This is a genomic window from Stieleria bergensis (assembly GCA_007745635.1).
Lineage (GTDB): Bacteria > Planctomycetota > Planctomycetia > Pirellulales > Pirellulaceae > Stieleria > Stieleria bergensis.
Genome location: CP036272.1, coordinates 5,881,792 through 5,900,116, shown reverse-complemented (window position 1 = coordinate 5,900,116; position 18,325 = coordinate 5,881,792). Strand labels below are relative to the sequence as shown.

Genomic DNA, 18,325 nt, shown 5'->3' with positions numbered 1-18,325 from the left:
GCATGATCGGTGGGGCAACGACAGCATCGAAACGCAGGCCAATGGTGTTTAGCCACAATCCATGCTGCTCAGTGCACTGCCTCTAGCGTGCTTGGTCCCCGGGCAAAGGAGGGCTGGATTATAGGCGCATCCCAATGTTTCGGAACATCCGGTAGAAATTTCATGGCGTTTGACCGACGATTGCCCCGACGCTGAATTCTTGTCTTTATCAGAGTCGATAGTTGATCAGCTAGGCAATCGACAATTCCCATTCAAGGTGTCCCACGTCATGAGCGCGATCGACTTTTCTATCGTCGTCCCAGTACGTGATCAGCAGCAGGCCGTTGAGTCACATTTGAAGGTCATTGCCGACGCCTTGGTGGACAGCCTGAACATTGTGTATGAAGTCATTGTGGTCGATGACGGAAGCTTGGACCAAACGGTGGCGGTGGTCAAGTCACTGGCCGAGACGGATCATCGCATCAAGTTAGTCACTCATCAGCAGCCACGCGGGATTCAAGTCGCCGGTGAGACCGGTGTCCGGCATGCTAGCGGCGAATTTGCCTTTGTCCAGGAATCTCTTTGTCCGATCTCGATTGATGATCTAAAGCAACTCTTGCAGATTGCCAAAGATCCGACAGTTGTCATGGCGCGAGCGGAAACCGTGCGGCAACCGGTCTCTGCCCAGTTGCACAGCCAATTACAGGCAATCGGCATTCAATTCCCCGGACAGTTGGGGAGTCCAATGATGCAGCGATCGATCCTGCGCATGATTCGCTTGCGACATCTCAAGCAGGTCGCGGTCACATCGGAGACGCAGGTCACTGAGGGCGAAGTGCGCTGGTTTCACTCGGTGACCCATGACCCATCTGAAAGTGATCAAGCGAGCACGCCAGCGAGTCAGCCAGCCGTGCAGTCGCCTGTCGTCACGCCCGTGCAGTCGCCTGTCGTCACGCCCGTGCCAGCGCCTAACTACAAGACGCGAAGCCATCAGGCCAAGTCCAGTCTGCCAATTGATTTGCCTCAGAACAGTGTCACGCATCAGCCCAAGGCAAATTTTTAGACGCACCCAGATCGGTGCGATCGCTGCGAGAGGCTCACGTGCGGCCTTAGAAAGGCCGCTCAACGGAGAACTCTGCGATGCGAATCAGCGATGCTTTGGCGGGTGAATCGACCAAGGGCTCAAGCGCTTGCAGAGCTTTCTCTTTGAAGTCGTTGGCGACTTGCTGTGTAAAGGATTTGGCGTCGGATTGATTCAGCCAGGGCAAAATGGCTTTCACGCGTTTGTCGGCCGGTCCTTGCAGGATTTCGATCACGGTGTTGCGATCGGTATCCGAAAGCGTTTCCAGTAGTCGGATGACGGGCAGCGTCATCTTTCCTTGTTGCAAGTCGGTGCCCAGCGTTTTGCCGACCGCATCATCCTGACCCCATAGATCAAGGTAGTCGTCAGCAATTTGGAAAGCGATTCCCAGGGCGTCGCCGTATTCGCTCACTTGGGAAATCATCTTTTCATCGCAGCCTGCTTCGGCCGCCGCTAGCGAGCAGGCGACGCGGCAGAGTTCAGCGGTTTTGCCGCGAATGATCTCAAAGTAGGTTTCGCGATCGAGCTCAAGTTGGTCTCGCTGCAACACTTGGCGGAGTTCACCTTGGCAGACCAGTCGTGCTGCTTCGCCAACCCAGCGGCAAGTTCGAGTGTTCTCCAGTGTTGCCGCCAGGCGATAACTCTGTGCGAACAGATAGTCGCCCAGCAAAATGCTGGTGTGTTCGTTCCACTGGGCATTGATGGTGGGGACGTGGCGACGTGTTTCTGCCTGATCGAGCACGTCGTCGTGCACCAAGGTCGCGGTGTGGATCATTTCCAGGACCACGCCGATGACGACGTGAGAGTCACTCTCAGGTGGATGTTGATTCCCAACGCATTGTTGTTCAAGAGCCTTGGCCATCAACAAGTGGATCGCTGGCCGCAGCCGTTTGCCGCCCAATTGGATGCCGTGACGCAGCAAAGCGGCGACATCTTCGTAGGGGCTTTGCATTTCGTGTTGAATGCGAGCTTCAACCTCAGCAAGCTGATCGATAATTGGGCCGTACAGCATTTGCAGCACGGGGTTCGCGCGGGCCGCCGACGGCAGTTTGTGACTCTCTGGAGAGGCATTCTGGGTTGCCGGGGCGATTGCGATGGCGTCCCCATCTGCCTGGGTGCCGCCCCCAATGATGCCAACTTCGTTGGACGCAGGCGCAACGCTCCGAAGATCTGCGGACTCAGAGACCGGATAGCGAGTTTGGGAGCGTTCCATTGTGGCGTGAAATTGGCAATGAGACAAAGCGATCGGGAACAGAGTTGCCCGCATCGCCAAGCGATGCAGGTGCCTCTCTCCAGCGTGGATATTGTCGGGAACCTGCCGCCATTGCTGATGGGCCCTGCTGTGGACCTCGGCACGCGTTGCAGATGGCACCGTTTTCTGTGTACCCAACCTTGCAAAGCAGGGCCGAAATGCAAAGGCCAGAAATCACTCCGCGAAGAAAAAAACGCGGTCAGCGGGCAATTTCCCACTCGTAACACCACATCGACCGCAATCGGACGCGGTGCATAACAGAATGTTTGGGGGCGACCAATCGCCGCAGCCGTGCCGCCGTGTTGCCCGCCCGCTGTTTTGGCCAGAGGCAACCTGAGTGGCGAGGCGGCGATGGAAAGCCGTTCCATTAGCAGTCATGCCGATTTGGGTGGCAGGTCGCTGGAGTAATCGCCGCTGCGGCCCCCGGACTTTTTGGTCAGCCAGATCGGGCCGATTTGAATCGCTTTGTCGACACTTTTAAGCATGTCATAGATGGTCAGGGCGGCCGTGCTTGCAGCAGTCATCGCTTCCATCTCGATCCCAGTTTTGCCGCTGGTGACTGCTGTCACCTCACAGCGCAGACTTTGGGGCGTGGCGGGGGCTTTGGTGCCAGCGGCCGGTTTGGGTTCGGTCAGCCATTGAAAGGTCACTGAAACGCTTTCGATGGGGATTGCGTGGCACAGTGGAATCAGGTGGCTGGTCCACTTGGAGGCTTGAATGGCGGCGAGGCGAGCGACATTTAGCACGTCACCCTTCCCCGCTGAACCGTCCCGGATTTGCTGGGCGGCTTGAGGGCTGAGTTGGACATCGGCACAGGCCACAGCGATGCGTCGGGTGATCTCTTTGGCAGAGACATCGACCATGTGTGCGTTGCCGGAGGGATCAAAATGGGACGAAGCCATGAGTTGATAATGGGAACGAGGTAGAAATGACGGCAGTTGAGCGCATAAAAAAACGTCACGCATTTGCGGGAAATGCGTGACGTTTGTGAGCTCAGTTGGCGGTGACAGTCGGAATTCACATCGAGGATGTGCGTTAACCAGCTATCAAACCAACTCTTTCTTTGATCCAACGAGCGTTCGCAATCGTTCGGCCAGCAGACGGGCGTCGAACGGGTTTTTGAACGTTTCGTTGATGCTACTACGGTCGAAGCTCATCGGCTGACCATCGTTGGGCAGCAGAGCGATCAGAATGACGTCTGCGAAGTCTGGATTCTTTCGCAGGTTTTGACAAATCTGAACGGCTTCAATCTTTCCAATCGAAAAGTCTACGATAATGCAATCGGGAGTGAAGCTTTCGGCCTGAATGCCAGCTTCAAAACCGCTTGCAGCGACGGCGACTTTAAACGATTTTTCCGGTAGCAGTTCTCGCTTCAGGTTCTCGATTAGCACTTGGTCCTGGGCGACGATTAGGCACTTGGCCATCGCTTCGTCTTCCAGGTCACCCAAGGGCATACCGTGTTCCTTAAGGAACTTGATCAGGTATTCACGAGGAATACGACGATCTTGTGATCCTGGAATTCGGTAGCCTTTCAAACGCCCCGAATCGAACCATTTTGAAACGGTTCGGGGTGCGACTTTGCAAATCTTGGCGACCTGTCCAGTCGTAAAGACCTTCATATCAGGCTCTCCATAACGCCTCGTTGATTATTCCCTCGAACAATGGTGCGTTGGTACCCAATGTTCTCATAGCCCGTTTCATCTTCCTGGCCTTGATCTCGGCTCTTAAACATCAACCTGTTCGTTGCTTCCAAGTGGACGCAGTCAGTCAGTTTGATAACCGTGAACAATTCCATTCCAATGCTGGGTCAGGCCACCCGGCACACATCCTGTGATATTTGCCGGACGGGATAACTTGCTTGGTTTCTTCGTTGGTTGCAGACAAGTTTGTCTGCGTGGGAGGAGAAGCTGAGTGGTAAGGCGACCAACGCCAAACGTTCCAAAGACGTTATGAGACCGGTTGGTGATGGGTGTTTTCACCAACCTATCTAACGCCAGGAACGTTCGGCTATGATCGCCAACGCGTTCATTCGTGTTTGTGGACTCAAGCCACAAACAATCCTTTCAAGCGGTTCCCAGAAATCCCCCCTGGGTGAATCAAAACCCGACTGCCACCAGCTTTCTCGTGAAAGCTCAGCCAAAGGTGTCCGATCCGAAATTATTGTCGAGCAAAACCGGTCCAGATCTTTAGAGTGTTTCTATGGGAACAAGCCTCATTGCCGGATTGATGGTCCTGTCTATGCCTAGCACGCGCCTTGTGTTGCAATCGCCCCATACAAAAAACACGTGATTTTCAGCACTTTCACAATGCACTTGGTCTTGAAGCCCTGTGGCCTAGCCGTCGGCAAACCCAAAAAAACTTTTCCGAAAAATTGCGTTCCACTGGCAATTCAACCTAGACGCCCCTTGGTTGGGCTCGCTAACCGCCGCGCAGCTTACCGATCAGCCCTGACAATCAGCATCGCTTGCACATTGCTGGTCACCAGCCACCTTAGCCTGACGTCTAGAATCAGTATGATGGTCTTGCCTGATGCGATACCGAAGGTTGACCGGGTTTTACCAACACGGTGGGCGGCCGTGTTGAAATGCGTTTTAGCGCCCTGTCCCCTGCATCTACTGTGACCTCTGCAAACTGAACCCTCACTGCGACTTGAGAAATGATTGATTCATCGTATGCCTTTTTCCAAGAACTGATTCAAACGCCCAGCCCTTCTGGGTTTGAAGAACGCATTCAGCAGGTGGTCAATCAGTACATCACGCCACATGCTGATCGTGTGCGCATCGATATTCATGGCAACCTGATCGCTGAATCTGGAAACACAACCGGTCCCAAGCTGTTGTACGCCGGCCACTGTGATCAAATCGGGATGTTGGTTTCCCACATTGATGAGTTTGGTTTTGTCTATGCACAGACGATCGGTGGTTGGGATCCACAGCAATTGGTCGGACAGTCGATGACCATCTGGACCGAGGATGGCCCGCTGCCCGCAGTGATTAGCCGCAAACCCATTCACTTGCTGACACCCGATGAACGCAACAAGGTCGTCAAGCTGACCGACTTGTGGTTGGACATCGGAGCGGCTGACGGTGCAGAAGCTCGCAAACAGGTTCAGATTGGCGATCCAATCACCCTGAACCTAGAGATGCGTCCTTTGCTGAACAACATCGTTAGCGGGCCAGGCATGGACAACAAGACTGGCACGTGGACGGTCATCGAAGCTCTGCGACGGGCCAAGGAAATCAACGCTTCAAAGGCGTTGGATTGTCACTTGAATAGCGTGTCGACCGTGCAAGAAGAAATCGGTTTGCGAGGAGCCAAAACCGCAGCCGGCGGCATTCAACCCGACGTCGCGATTGCGGTGGATGTGACTCACGCTTCGGATTGCCCCACGATTGACAAGAACACTCAAGGTGACATTCGACTCGGCGGTGGTCCGGTGATCTTTCGAGGCCCTAACATCAATCATAAAGTCGCTCGCCGCCTGATTGATTTGGCAGAGCACAATGACATCCCGTATCAGGTTGCTGCCATTGGGCGCGCGACGCCGAATGATGCCAACGTGCTGCAGCTGCATGGTGCCGGTGTCGCCACGGGCTTGGTTGCCGTCCCCAATCGCTACATGCACTCGGCGGTGGAAGCGATTTCAATGGATGACATTGATCATGTCGCTCAACTGCTGGCACACTTTGCCGTTGCGTTGAAGGCGGATGATGACTTCACACCATCGGTCTGAGAGCGTGGGCCGAGCGTGCCAAAGCAAAGACGCAATGCAAAGACGCAAAGCAATGCAAAGCGGAGGCTTTAGACCCAACGTTTAAGCGCTGGCCCGCTTGAGTCTCTCTAGTGGCACGTAATAGCGAACATAATGATTGCCATCGCTAAAGCGTTCGCCTTTTGCGTCTGGAACCAGCACGGTCGCTCGGCGAGTGATACGGTTCACTTTGCCGTGGAGCACTTTGCCGTCAGCGCGAAACGAGACAAGATCGCCCACGCGGATGTTGAACTTTGCCGCAGCCCGTTCGCGCTGGGTCACCAAATTGTGCTGATAGTCGGTGTGGCCAAAGTACCGCCGGGCGATGGACTGAAATCGAGGTTCGTTGCAATTCCCATCGTTCCAAATCAGGATTTCCGTTAGATGCACGAACTCGTGTTCTGCGATGCGTTGCATCGCATCCAGGCGATCGTGGCAGACGCAGCCACCGACTTCGATCGGGCGTCGCGCATTGTCGTCAAAGGTTTGGAAAAGCAAGGTGGACGACAGCACGAGTTCGAAACTGCGTCGGCCGTTGCTTGAACCATCATGGTACTGCGTGACCAGTTTGCCGCCTGCGCTGGTCATTCGTTTGGAAAGTTTAAAGCGAATGCCTTCTCTGCTGGCCTGCTGTAAAATCTTGCCGCCCGCAAACATGTCGTCGTACAGCCGAATCATGCGACCGACGTCGTCGCTACTGATGCGATCAAAATTGCCGCGCGTGATGCTGCGACTGGTCATCAGGATCTGCTGCCGAATCTCCTGCCGCAGTCGCTGTTGTTCACCGGCGGTGAACTGACGAATCGTCACCTCGTCGGCCAGCGTCTGAAGCGCTTTCCGATCACGTCCCATCGCTGGTTTGCTGGCCGATTTGACAGCGGGCGACCGGGTGGACGATTGGCGCGAACGATGAGGCATGATGATCAGATGGTGACGAACTGGAAAGGCAAACTCAGGGATGTGATCAAGCGTGGTCTCAATTATATCGGAACAATCGGCCACGTTGCCAGAGTGGATCGCAGATGATATTCCTGACTGGAGGCGTGAGTTTTGCCGCCTGGAAGGGGCGGTTCGACTTTCCCCGCGAGTTGCTACGAAGGCCTGTTGGGGCGTTTACTGGTCAATTGAGCGTCTGAAAGCACTTCGTCTTGAGCGGCGCTGGCCAGTTCCTGAAACCAAGCATCGGGATCTAACGGTGCATCCGACCAATGGTCTGGCAAGGTCGCGTCCGTTGATGTGTGCGGCGGTAACGAAGCGAGCGGTGACAGACTGAATTGCTGATCGGTTTGCAGTTCGGTCAGCAGGTCCGGTGTCACTTCGTCCGTCCCGCTGATCGATTGCCGCTGGAAGCTCTTGGCCTGCGAGAGCTTCCCAGCACCGCTTAGCGATTGTGTTCCAACGGTCGCCGTTGACGGTGGCTGTGAAGGTTCAAACAGCGAAACGTGATGCAGCGAGCTCGCGCTGGGGACATAGCCAGCCATCGCATAGGCGACCGAATAATGTGCACTTGCGATGCCGTGAGAGTCACTGCCGCTGGCATGTTGATGCGGGTACGAAGCCAGCAGCCATTTTAACTGCGCGGATGTCAGTCTGGGATTGGCCGACAACATCAGTGCTGCCAAGCCAGCGACGTGTGGGCTGGCGGCACTGGAGCCCGATAGCAGCGCGTAACGCCCACCGGAGTAAGTGCTCAAGATATTCACACCGGGCGCATCGACCTGAATCGCATGGGTGTCACCAACGCGATTGCTAAAACCAGCGAGTTGATCGTGCTGATTCATTGCGCCCACTGAAATCACGCCGGTGGCTTGAACAAACTCATTCGGAGAGCTTAGGATTGCCGGAGAGGTGGGCGAGTTGGCACCCTCATTGCCCGCCGCTGCGACCACCAGTGAACCGGCCACCACGGCATCGTAAACCGCTTGGGCAATCACCGGACTGTAGTTGCCACCCAAGGATAAGTTGATGATCGATGCACCCATGTCTGCGGCATAGCGAATCCCGGCAGCGACGGCCTGATCGCTGCCTTGACCGTCGCGATCTAGGACTCGCACCGGCAAGATCTTCGCTTGCGGCGCCACGCCCTGCACTTTTGTTCCATTGGCTGCGATGATGCCCGCGACATGTGTGCCGTGCCCATTCGGGTCGTCAGGATCAGCGTCGTCGTCGACGAAGTCATAGCCCGTGACATCATCGATCCAGCCATTGGCATCATCGTCGATCCCATTGCCGGGGATCTCGTCGCGGTTGACATAGAACTGGTTGCGTAGCTCTGGATGATCAAGGTCCACACCGCTATCGACCACTGCGACGGTGATGCCCTGCCCCTGGTAGCCCTGCGCCCAGGCCTCCGGTGCGGCGACGCGATCAATGTTCCACTGTCTTGTTCCACCGACGTCGTCAACCCACTGCAGCGGTTGCGGCGGGGCGGTGGTGGTGGCGACCGACTGAACATCAATGGACAGCCGGTAAAACATCTCCTGTGACTGATTGGCAAGAATCGCCAGGTAGTACGTGCCAGCGGGCAAGGTGCCCATCACTTGATCGGATTGTGTCCCCGAACGACGCGAGGCCGTTAGCAAGCGACCTTGCTGATCAAGGACAAATAAGTCAGCACTGCCTGTTAAGCGATCCAGTTGAATCTGAACCTCTGATTGGTTGGCAACATCAAAACGGACCAAGTCCAGTTGATCGCTGGCGTCTAGCTTGCCGTGACGCTGCAACAGGCCATCGATTCGGCCAAAGTCAACGGCGTCATCGAGCGTGTTTCCTGCGGCATCCTGACTGACTGCTTGCAAGGCCGAAACGGTCGAGCTGTCTGGGATCGCAACGCCCGGTTCATCAGACAGTGAGTTCCAATTCAGAGCGCCAGCATCGGCGGCGGCCAACAATCGCGGTTCTAAACGCTCCTGTTGACTGGTGGTTCGAGTCCCGGTTGGAACGCGACGTTTTTGGGGGGGCTGCGAGGAACGCACGATAAGAATCTGGTGTAAGCGGAAACAATCCATTGCAATCAACGCCTACTGTTGCCACTGGAAAGAGAAAGGCAAATCAAAAGGCGATCAGGATTGCCTTCATCGCTGGTTGGAAAACAAGATTTGCACGCAACTCGCGGCCTTATCTGCCCGTGTCTTGACTGGCAATCGTCAATGGACAGTCAGTGAAGAGCCGCGTCTATCGAAGGGGGACGATGGATCGCTGGCTGGAATCGAAGAACCACCAAGCAAGGCTGGATTCCTGGTGCCCAGTCCTGACACCGAATGAAGATCCCCAGGTGCCCTGGGGCTGGCAGCGATGCCCTTTAACGGGTTTGCTGCAGCGTGGTTCGGTAGCCACCACGGTTATCATCTAGGCCGTTGAGATGATCATTGATGCGCAATAGCAACCAACTGTACTGCTGGATGGTTAATTCTTTTGGCGCATCAATTGGCTCGATCACTAGCGTTTTGACCCACTGTTTCTCGTCACTCAGGTTGGGGATCACGCATGCCAAGCATTGACCCAAGGGGCGGTCGTTGGCATAGTGAATCGTGACGCCTGCGGGTTCGCTGATCCAAGGTTTGGGATCTTGGTTGATGGTGCATTGTCCCTGCGCGTCGATGCGAACCGTTGTTCCCGGTGGTAAACGCACACCGATGCTTTGCCAGCCTTGATTGGCCGCGATGTCGCGTTGAATGGGTTGACCTTGCCATGGAGAATCGTTGACGGAAACGTCGATGGTTTCCCGTTCCCACTGAAACCCATAGTCGACCTGTTGGGCTGCAACCCGCCAACGGGCTTGAACGACCGGCCACATTCGAGCCAGGTCTCGCTTTAGCAGATCGTTGAACACTGCTGGCGTGTCAGAGGCTCTGGAAAACGACTCCAGAAACGCTTGGCGAGTGTCTGGGTAATGGTACAGCATGGACACCGCTAGCCAGCTCCAACCATATCGCTCGACATTGCCTTGGCGATCGATCGGATACGCCAACACGGCATCCAGTGTCGGCACGTTGCCTTGCTTTCGAGCGGCTGACATGGCTTTGAAACGACCCCAGTACGGCGTGTCGGCGTTTGTTGCCGGCACCTGGTCAATGACAAGCTCGGTTCCAGTTCCGCGATGCAGGGCAAGCCACTCAGCGACGCCTTCACCAAACCACTGTGGACCGATGCCGTTGAATTGATCCAAGCAAAATGCATGCACACCTTCGTGTAATAGCAGGTGACGTGTGTAGTATTCACTCGGCTGCTTGAACAGCCAAACGGTTTGGTTGCGAGCAAACCCAAACTTGAAATTCAGCGTGCTGGGAAGATCGCCCGAGCGCCGAAAGCGATCCGCTTGTTCCATTAAATACGCTTTGATGTGAAAATCTGCGATCAACGGCTGGGAACGGTTTAATCGTTCGGCCCACTGTGGCACCGCTGCGTCGAATGAGGCAACGAGCTGTTTGAGCTCCTGCTGATCTTCAGAATCAGAGACCAGCGTGATGTGCTTGCCGGTGACGGATTGGAACTCAGCCTCTGGGCTGTCCTGAGCCCATCCATCAGCCGGTTGGAAGCAAACCATCAGCACAGCGGCAAACAGTCGCCAAGCAAGCTTTGGACCTGCGGCGGGCCAGCCAAACCGGCAACCAGTCCAAGGCGGGACGCCCTTGCGGATCGTTGTTCGTTGACGTCCCGATCGCAGCATTCTGTCAGGAAGCCATCCAGCACTTAAAAAACGCTTGAGCGCTGCTAAACTGACCAAGGCTGAAGCCTCACAGCGATCATTGGAATTCATTTCGTTCACGTCGGTTAATCTGCATCATGAATCAGAGACACTCCCAGTTTAGCTGCGCGAGGTTGTGTTGCCACGCGGCCGCTTTCCCGAATCATCAAAATCCAGCTTCACCGGTAACGGCTCGCAGGCCTTTGCGGCGACTGTGGCTGGTCGTTTTGGCGTTGCCGTTGCTTGCGGGCTGCGTTTCACGAAGCGAGTCCGATGTGGTGATTTACTCAGCGCTGGACGAAGAGTTTGCGGCGCCGATCCTGGGGGCTTTCGAACGCAGTGGGGATCACGAGACAGGGGTGATTGCCAAATTTGACGTCGAATCGACCAAGACGCTCGGCCTGGTCAATCAGATCATCAACGAGGGACAACCGCCGCAGTGTGACGTGTTTTGGAACAACGAGATTTTGCACACCGTGCGGTTGCAAAAGTTGGGTCTATTACAGCCTCGCAAATGGGCCGTGCAGTCTGGCTGGCCGGCCGACATGATTGCCAGCGATGGTTCCTGGTGTGGCTTTGCCGCCCGTGCTCGCGTCCTGATCGTGAACACCAAGCTGATTGAAGACAAAAGTCAGTTCCCCAGCAGCCTCTATGATTTGGCAGACCCCAAGTGGAAAGGCAAGTGCGCCATGGCGCGGCCTCTGTTTGGCACCACGGCGACTCATTTTGCTGTTCTCCGGTCCACTGACGGCGAAGCGGAAACGTTGAAGCTTCTAGAATCCATTCGTGACAACGCGGTGATTCTCTCTGGGAACAAGCAAGTCGCACAAGCTGTCTCGACAGGGCAAGTCGCGTGGGGAATCACGGATACCGATGATGCAATCATTGAAAAGGATTTCGGTTTGCCGGTCAGAATCATCTTTCCTGATCAACAGCCAGAGCAAATGGGAACATTGCGAATTCCCAACACCTTGGCGGTCCTGAAAGAGGCTCCACATCCGATTGCTGCAGGCAAGTTGGCGGATTACTTGGTCTCCCCGGCAATCGAAGATCGATTGGCAATGGGTGACAGCAGCCAATTGCAAATCAGCCGAGAAGCCGAGTACACGCCGCGCGTCCTGCCACAAACACCGGTGCGGTGGATGAAGGTTGATTTCGAAAAAGCAGCCGAGGATTGGCCCTCCTGGTCTGAAAAGGTCCTGGCCCTGTTTCAGTGAGCCCGCTGTGGTTGCAGCGCGCTAAAACAGGACTCTGCAGTCGTGCTGGGTTCGCAAGAGTCGCATTCCGGCGCTGCTATTGATGCAGAATCATTTGCACGATATTGGTCACGATCTTGGCTGCATCCTGAGTGTCGTAACCTGGGCATTGCACCGAGTTGGTGCTTTCCAGTGCACAGCTCAAATCCAGTGGCGAGAACACCACGCTGACCAAGCCGTCGGGAGACTGTGAGTATTCCAAACGCGGTGGTCCGACTTGCTTGAGAACGTCGATGCCGTCTCCTTCGCGAATGCTGCGCCGAATGGTGACTTTGCTGAGGTCGTAGCCTAAATAGTCTGTTGACAGTGCTGGGTGATCCGCTGGCAGGCTGCGTAGCGGAGCGTCTTTTAGGATGGCATTGATTTCGGTGCGAAAGGAATTGGCGAAGGCTTCATTGCCGCAGATTGCATTGCCAAGAATCACACCACCATTGTCGATGAACTTGCGAAGTGCCGCACGTTGTGGGGCGGTGAGCTGAAACGATTTTCGACCGTGCAGCCACAATAATGAGACTTCTGAAAGCGATTCATCATCAATGCCGACCGATTCAGAGGGCACACTGATGGCGACTTCGGCTTGGTTGCGAATGATGGAGGCCACGTTCGGAAGCGCGCGGCGCGCGTCTGCCCCGCCGGCGTTCACATCCATCCAGGCAATGCGCGTGGTGCCTCGTTCGGTGCGATCGAGCACGCTGGCTTGTAAGACAAGACGTTGATCGAGTTTGTCTTTGAGTTCCCGTCCGGTGGCGTAAGAGACCAGGTTTTGGCCGATGCGGACACATTGTTCGATTTCACCTCGAAATGGATCTTCATCATCGTCCGCTTTCATCAAGTGATCACCGAGTTCCCAGCGACAGCTGATTGATTTGGGGACATAGAAAATCGGTGTCCGGCAACAGGCTTGGACGCCGTACACCCAAAAGTCCTTTGGCAGCAGGTCTGCTTTGACCGTGCGATCGGCGGTCCAGATCGGATGGGAGGCCGGCAATCGTTCTAGCGGCGCGTCGGGGTACCACTGGTTGCAGAGTTTGGACACGGATTGGTTGAAGGCCGATGCGTCGCCACAGCCATCACCCCCACAGGCTTCGAACAGGATTGTGCCGCCTTGTTCGGTGTATTGTTTCAGCATTTCTGACCGGTCGTCAGCAAGCTGCAAAGCATCTTGTCCGCTGATCAACAAGACGGGGGTCTGCAGCAGGTCTGTCAGCGCGGCGTTCTCTAATCGCACGCTCTGCCATGTCAGGTCGCGACCCCATGATCGTTCGACATGTCGGATCAGTTGACGCAGTGCATCGGGGTGGGGCTTCCATTCTCGGCGAGCAACCGGATTGGCTGGTGCGTTTGTATCGAGGTCGCCGATCACCACTTGCCGCTTGCCTTTGGCCAGGAACAGCAAGGCGAACGAGGTTGCAACGGTGGGCTCTTCCCAGTTCTTTGCACCGCTCCAATAACCTTGGAATTGATCTTGGAGGCTGAGCAGTTTTTCGGCTCCTTCGCGATACCAGTCATGTTGACCAAAGAAGCGTTTCCCGGTCAGTCTGCCGGTTCTTTCCAAGGCGTACATGTAATAAAAGTAGGTTCGCTGGGCCGCATTGGTGTTCGCGTTGACTTGAAAACGTTCTTCCAGCCATGCCAAGCCCGCTTGGACTGGATCTCGCTGGTCGCTGTCACCGCCACAGCAGCGGATGCCGTTTTCACCAACACTGGAGGTGCTCTCGCCTAGTCTTCCTTTGGCAATGACCAGCGAGCCGATTCCCGCGCAGGTCATGCTGCCCGTGGGTGGGCTGGAGAGACTGCCGATCGAATAGCCCCAGCCACCGTCATCTGACTGGCCTTTTTCCCAGTAGTCGACCGTGCGTTGAAATACGATCGGATCGACGGCAACGCCAATGTCTTGTGCGGCGCCTAATGCCAACACGGCAAACTGTGTGTTGGATGGGTCGGGGCGACCGGTTCCACGACCGTAATTCCAGCCTCCACCGGTGGTCTGGCTTTTGCTCAGCCACTGCGCGTTTTCGCGGATCCGTGGTAGATCGCCAGCGGCGCCATAGTGGCAGTAGACCAATGTTTGTAGCGAGATGGAATATGTGTCTTTGACCGTGATCGCTCGCAGGTACTTCATTGCTTGAGCGATCGCCGGATCATCTTTGGGAACGCCAGCGTTCAGTAACGCTAGGGTGCACAGAGCCGTTAAGCCACAGGGATGATTGCCGTTGAACTCTTCCCAGCCGCCATTGTCCAGCTGAGTCTTTCGTAGGTACGCAATCCCGCGACGAATGGAACGCTCCACCTCGATGGCATTGATTTCAGCGCTCGCCGGTCGCTGGAACGTTGTCACGATCAGAGCGACAAGCAACAGTAGTTTGATTTCAAAACGCTTCATGAAACTCTTTTGGCTGACCTTCCGTCGGCAGTGAGCAGCGATGGCGGTTGGTATTCACAGGCATGGTCCCCATGCAGTCGGTCGACCATCGGATTCACATCAGGGTCGATTTCTTGGCCGGGGACTCCACGGATGCTTGATCGGCAGACGCTGACAACCCGCTGGCAACCCGCTGATCAGCGGGCGGTTCCGGGCTGGCTTGTTGCCAGCGCCCATCCTGATATGATCATCGTCACTTGCTGCGGTGGGCGAACGTGGCTTGCACTGATCCTATTGTATTGTTTCTAAGCAAATTGCAGTGAATGTTGCTTGGTTGGGTCTGGATTTTGAGGGGTAATTCCCAGTGCTACCGTTTTGCCGTCAAGCTGGTTTCCGATAACCTATCCTTTTTGGTCTAACGCAGGACAAAATCTTGCCGTTCAGACGGAGAAGCCCAGAAAATCGAGGCCCTGTCAAAGCAGTCAGACGCATCTTGTGGCTTGTTCGGATTTGACACTGATGCATTAGCTGGACCAAGCTGGCGCTTGAATCATTTTTTCCCTCTCTTGTTGACTCTCAGCCGTGAACGACCCCAACCAAGCCAAACCGCCTGTATCCAAACAACCCGTTGCGGGACAGACCGCCAATCAAGGTGGGGGCAATTCCGGACAAGGCGGGCGTAACTTAGGAGACGTGCTGCGCGAGTTTGCCGAGCATCAGACGACGATTCGAGCCGAACTGGGCAAGGTCATTGTGGGGCAAACGGATACCATCGAACAACTGCTGGCCGCCATTTACACCCGAGGCCATTGTCTGCTGGAAGGTGTGCCGGGGCTGGCCAAAACCTTGATCGTCAGCACGTTGGCCAGCATCCTGGATGTGTCTTTCAAGCGGATTCAGTTTACGCCTGACTTGATGCCTTCTGACATCACCGGCACCCAGGTTTTGGAAGAAGACGAACATGGCAAGCGGAGCTTTCGCTTTGTCGAAGGGCCAATCTTTACCAACATTTTGCTGGCCGACGAAATCAACCGAACGCCACCCAAGACGCAAGCGGCGTTACTGGAAGCCATGCAGGAGCGGCAAGTCACCGTGGGCCGCGACACGTATCAGTTGCCCAAGCCCTTCTTCACCATCGCCACCCAAAACCCCATTGAACAAGAGGGCACCTATCCGCTGCCAGAAGCACAGTTGGACCGGTTCATGTTCAATATCAAACTGGATTATCCGTCAGCCAGCGAAGAAGAACAGATCCTGACGTCAACCACTCGTGGCGAAACGCCAACGGTCAACAAAGTCTTGTCCGGAAAAGCCATTTTAAATGTGCAGCAGTTGGTGACCAGCGTTGCGGTGAATCCTTACGTGATTCGCTATGTGACTCAGTTGGTGCGTGCGACGCGCCCCGGCGACGAAACCGCACCGCAGTACGTTCGTGACCTGGTGGATTTTGGTGCTGGCCCGCGGGCGGGACAAAACTTGATCGCCGGTGCAAAAGCGATCGCAGCGATGGACGGTCGCTTTAGCGTGGACGTTAGCGATGTCCGCCGAGTGGCTTTGCCCGTGCTGCGTCACCGAATCGGGACCAACTTCCAAGCGACCGCTGAAGGCATGACAAGCGATTCAGTGGTGTCGCGACTGGTTGAAGAAATTCAGCCGCCCAAGCCGGAAAAGATGGCCAAATGAGCGACACTCTTTCCCCCGAAGCGTTGCAGCAGATCCAGCGACTGGATCTGCGAGCTCGGATGGTCGTGCGAGGCTTCTTGCAAGGACTGCACAGTAGCCCCTTTCATGGCTTTTCCGTCCAGTTCAGCGAACACCGCCGCTATAACCGTGGCGATGATCCAAAGCTGATTGATTGGTTGGCCTATGCGAAGACGGATAAGTACTTCATCAAGCGTTTTGAAGCCGAAACCAACTTGATGGGATACCTGGTCATCGATTTGTCCAAATCGATGGGCTTTACCGAAAGCCAATCGATGACCAAGTTCGAATACGTGACCTGTTTGGCCGCTGCGCTGACCTACCTGATGTTGATGCAGCAGGACCCGGTTGGCCTGTTGACCTTCGATGAAAAGCTGCACGCGGCGCTGCCGGCACGCAGTCGGCGTGGACACCTTGGCGATGTGATCGCTCACCTGTCAAAGCTTCAGCCCACCGGGACCACCAATGTGCCTGCCGCACTGACTCAGGTGGCGGCGATGTTGAAACAGCACTCGCTGGTCATGCTGTTCAGTGATCTGTGGCCGCAAGGGAACCTCAAAGCCGGTGACGATTCTTGGCAGCAACAAATCGATCAAATCATCAGTTCACTGGCACGTCTTCGTCACGCCGGTCACGACGTGATTGTCTTTCATGTCCTGGATGCTGCGGAGGTTGAATTTCCTTACGATGGTCCGGTGCAATTCACCGACAGTGAAACAGGCGAAACGGTGTCCGTTGATGCCAGCGGTTTTCGAGCAGACTACTTGCAGGCGCTAAGTGAATTTCGTGACGCCTATCGCGAGGGCTGCAATCGACTGCAAATTGATTACGTCCCGTTGGATACCAGCATGCCCTTCGATACCGCATTGAGGGAGTACCTGCAGCAACGCCAAGGGCGTTTCTAATCGATGGTCTTGCCGCTTGGTGGCTTGCCTTGCAGGGACCGCCCCGCGTGCTCTCTGCAGCCTTCGCCGATTGACAGGCTTGATGGTTCTAGCCCCCAAAGCTGGCGTTGAAGAAAATCTCTTCCACAAATAGTCCGTTGAACATTCCTGAGGGATGCAGTTCAACCGTGTCATCGGAGTAGTCCGTCCCGAGTGTGGGATTTGCAGAATTGGGGACAGGGAATCCCGGGTTTAAGAAGCCGTCACCATTCAGGTCGTCGAAGACGTAGATGCTGCCGTCGGCCATCAGGATGTTGATCTGTGTGCCGTGGACAGCTTTCCAGCCACGGGTGTCTTGCAGGTAGGTGTGATTTGCTTTCGGGCCAATCGGTGGCGGGCAATTCTCTGTCGTTCCATAGCCTCGTTCGCCGTCGATTTGTGTGTCCAGAATGTCACCACCTTTGATAAACAGCATTGTGCCTTGAACACTGTGCCAGAACGCTGGACCACGATTTACGGTTCGGCTCAAGGCAGTTCCTGCTGGTAAGTGATTTCCCAGTCGTTCACGTTGTTGACTGGATGCGGTCAGCGGCCCAATGTCCATCATGAGTCTGCCCTGATTTCCAACCTCTGGTGCCCCACAGCCCAACAGCGGCATGGTCCTCGAAGAGATTCTTGAGCGGTCAATGACAGACATCTTCAACGGGCCGGTGGTCGACGGCAAGCCTTGGAAATTCTGATAGGCCGGGTCGGCGACGGACTGGCTGAAGTTAGGAGGTTGGGTGACGAGCTTTATCCCTTGTCGTGTTAGCAGCCAACTGGCACAGTAATTTGTATTGATGCCTTCACTGATGACATGCTCGGCGACCCATTGAGCGCGCTCGTTGGACATTGGCTGTGTCCGGTTCATCAAATTTATCAGCGGTTGTTCGCTGTAACGTTCCGGGAGGCCGTTGTTGGACCACGTTGTCGCATCACCTGCCAAGACATCGTTAAGAGTGCTTAATCCGACTGCAGGATTAGCGGGGTCGATCAGTGGTAATCCATCTAAATGGCTCTGGAGATCAGCGACCCAGCCATAGGTATCAATGCTGCCATCTGTAGCAATGTCTGTTGCCCCAGAACACAGATAACCACCGGGATCATTTTCAGCATGCATCCAGAAGGCGACTCCTGCGTGCCTGAGGGTTTCCTGGCATTGCCGCTGTCTGCTCCAGTGCCTGGCAAAGTGAATGCCTAGCACGCAGAGCGGAACGATGAATGCCAATGCGAAACCGACTGCCAGCAGATCCACCAGACGAAATCGAAACGATCGCTTGAGCATGTTTCAGTCCGGGTGGATCGCCTGGCGATTGCTACTCGGGATGGATGA

14 protein-coding genes are annotated in these 18,325 nt (G+C 55.4%); 6 read left to right on the top strand and 8 right to left on the bottom strand.

Features of this window, described 5'->3' with window-relative positions; all coding sequences use genetic code 11:
- Positions 1–268: 268 nt before the first annotated feature.
- The gene (locus SV7mr_RS20695) at positions 269–1,042 is read left to right on the top strand and encodes a glycosyltransferase family 2 protein (RefSeq protein WP_145276272.1); all 774 of its coding nucleotides are present in this window, start codon (positions 269–271) and stop codon (positions 1,040–1,042) included.
- Between the two features lie 46 nt (positions 1,043–1,088).
- Here the strand turns inward: SV7mr_RS20695 and SV7mr_RS20690 are convergent, their stop codons facing one another.
- The 3 genes from SV7mr_RS20690 to SV7mr_RS20680 form a co-directional block, all read right to left on the bottom strand.
- Positions 1,089–2,273 (bottom strand): polyprenyl synthetase family protein, encoded by a 1,185-nt coding sequence (locus SV7mr_RS20690; RefSeq protein ID WP_419187691.1) that lies wholly within the window; start codon positions 2,271–2,273, stop codon positions 1,089–1,091.
- Between the two features lie 413 nt (positions 2,274–2,686).
- Positions 2,687–3,214: a cyclic pyranopterin monophosphate synthase MoaC gene (gene moaC, locus SV7mr_RS20685; protein WP_145276270.1), complete on the bottom strand. Its 528-nt coding sequence runs from the start codon at positions 3,212–3,214 to the stop codon at positions 2,687–2,689.
- A gap of 144 nt (positions 3,215–3,358) precedes the next feature.
- A complete protein-coding gene (locus SV7mr_RS20680; protein ID WP_145276268.1) occupies positions 3,359–3,931 on the bottom strand; it encodes a helix-turn-helix domain-containing protein in 573 nt (190 codons plus the stop codon).
- A gap of 1,037 nt (positions 3,932–4,968) precedes the next feature.
- Here SV7mr_RS20680 and SV7mr_RS20675 point away from each other — a divergent pair.
- Positions 4,969–6,045, top strand: coding sequence for a M42 family metallopeptidase (locus SV7mr_RS20675; protein ID WP_145276266.1), 1,077 nt, complete (start codon positions 4,969–4,971; stop codon positions 6,043–6,045).
- An 81-nt stretch (positions 6,046–6,126) separates the two neighbouring features.
- On the opposite strand, the gene SV7mr_RS20670 is transcribed toward SV7mr_RS20675, so the two are convergent.
- Both SV7mr_RS20670 and SV7mr_RS20665 read right to left on the bottom strand, forming a co-directional pair.
- Positions 6,127–6,981 carry a hypothetical protein gene (locus SV7mr_RS20670; RefSeq protein WP_419187690.1) on the bottom strand — a complete coding sequence of 285 codons (855 nt, stop codon included), beginning with the start codon at positions 6,979–6,981 and terminating at the stop codon, positions 6,127–6,129.
- Between the two features lie 173 nt (positions 6,982–7,154).
- Positions 7,155–9,038, bottom strand: coding sequence for a S8 family serine peptidase (locus SV7mr_RS20665; protein ID WP_419187689.1), 1,884 nt, complete (start codon positions 9,036–9,038; stop codon positions 7,155–7,157).
- 157 nt (positions 9,039–9,195) lie between these two features.
- Here SV7mr_RS20665 and SV7mr_RS25660 point away from each other — a divergent pair, with 157 nt between their 5' ends.
- Positions 9,196–9,327: a hypothetical protein gene (locus tag SV7mr_RS25660; protein ID WP_419187688.1), complete on the top strand. Its 132-nt coding sequence runs from the start codon at positions 9,196–9,198 to the stop codon at positions 9,325–9,327.
- A gap of 37 nt (positions 9,328–9,364) precedes the next feature.
- On the opposite strand, the gene SV7mr_RS20660 is transcribed toward SV7mr_RS25660, so the two are convergent.
- The gene (locus SV7mr_RS20660) at positions 9,365–10,822 is read right to left on the bottom strand and encodes a hypothetical protein (RefSeq protein ID WP_145276262.1); all 1,458 of its coding nucleotides are present in this window, start codon (positions 10,820–10,822) and stop codon (positions 9,365–9,367) included.
- A gap of 26 nt (positions 10,823–10,848) precedes the next feature.
- On the opposite strand from SV7mr_RS20660, the gene SV7mr_RS20655 reads away from it, so the two are divergent.
- Entirely contained in the window at positions 10,849–11,967 is a 1,119-nt protein-coding gene (locus SV7mr_RS20655) for an extracellular solute-binding protein (protein ID WP_145276260.1), read from the top strand.
- Between the two features lie 76 nt (positions 11,968–12,043).
- Here SV7mr_RS20655 and SV7mr_RS20650 read toward each other — a convergent pair whose 3' ends face one another.
- Positions 12,044–14,389, bottom strand: a complete 2,346-nt coding sequence (locus tag SV7mr_RS20650) for a DUF4159 domain-containing protein (RefSeq protein WP_145276258.1) — start codon at positions 14,387–14,389, stop codon at positions 12,044–12,046.
- A 672-nt stretch (positions 14,390–15,061) separates the two neighbouring features.
- On the opposite strand from SV7mr_RS20650, the gene SV7mr_RS20645 reads away from it, so the two are divergent.
- The gene (locus tag SV7mr_RS20645) at positions 15,062–16,051 is read left to right on the top strand and encodes an AAA family ATPase (RefSeq protein WP_145278794.1); all 990 of its coding nucleotides are present in this window, start codon (positions 15,062–15,064) and stop codon (positions 16,049–16,051) included.
- On the top strand, positions 16,048–16,974 hold the full coding sequence (locus SV7mr_RS20640; RefSeq protein WP_145276256.1) for a DUF58 domain-containing protein: 927 nt from the start codon (positions 16,048–16,050) through the stop codon (positions 16,972–16,974). The genes SV7mr_RS20645 and SV7mr_RS20640 overlap by 4 nt, the downstream gene beginning before the upstream one ends.
- Positions 16,975–17,062: 88 nt before the next feature.
- Here SV7mr_RS20640 and SV7mr_RS20635 read toward each other — a convergent pair whose 3' ends face one another.
- Positions 17,063–18,277 (bottom strand): DUF1559 domain-containing protein, encoded by a 1,215-nt coding sequence (locus tag SV7mr_RS20635; protein ID WP_145276254.1) that lies wholly within the window; start codon positions 18,275–18,277, stop codon positions 17,063–17,065.
- Between the last annotated feature and the right edge of the window lie 48 nt (positions 18,278–18,325).